2 protein-coding genes are annotated in these 585 nt (G+C 34.4%); both read right to left on the reverse strand.

Annotation, left to right across the window (positions count from 1 at the left end; genetic code table 11):
- Nucleotides 1-347 (reverse strand): PorP/SprF family type IX secretion system membrane protein (locus CX675_RS20245; RefSeq protein WP_240723701.1); only part of this gene is annotated, 347 nt, incomplete at its 3' end.
- A gap of 58 nt (nucleotides 348-405) precedes the next feature.
- A partial coding sequence (locus CX675_RS19600) for a gliding motility-associated C-terminal domain-containing protein (protein WP_130736952.1) occupies nucleotides 406-585 on the reverse strand: 180 nt, incomplete at its 5' end.

A 585-nucleotide genomic window follows, 5' to 3' on the forward strand; every position in this document is an offset into this window, starting at 1 on the left:
AAGGCTAAACGGTGCTCTTCTCCTAAATTTAACGTATACGAAAAATCACCATATAAATTATTTTCTTCTACAGGACCAATCTTATCTGTAATGAACGATAATCCTAATCCTACGTTTTTACCTACTGGCATATGACCAGATAAGGTTCCTGTGGTAGGCGCATCTTCTATCTCAATCCATTGCTTTCTATATAACAAACCAATCGCTAGATTCTCTTTACTACCCGCATAGGCCGGGTTGATGACATTCATATTATACATGTATTGCGTATAATGTGGGTCTTGTTGTGCATTTGCATCAATACATATTGACAATATGCCTAAAGCTACTAAATATAGTTTCTTCATTTTATTTTTTGAGTTTTATAACTGCCTTCATAAGAAAATGAAGGCAGTGTATTTAGTTTTACTGTTGTCTGTTTATATAAATCCAACCCGTTCTAGAATCCATATCTGTAAACTCTATCACATAATAGTAAGTACCATCTGGAAGCTCATCGCCATTATCTGTCTGTCCATACCACTCATCTTCATATCCCGATTTACTATAAACCTCTTTACCATAACGATTGAAAATCTCTAATTT

The organism is Flavobacterium sp. J27 (assembly GCF_004303025.1).
Lineage (GTDB): Bacteria > Bacteroidota > Bacteroidia > Flavobacteriales > Flavobacteriaceae > Flavobacterium.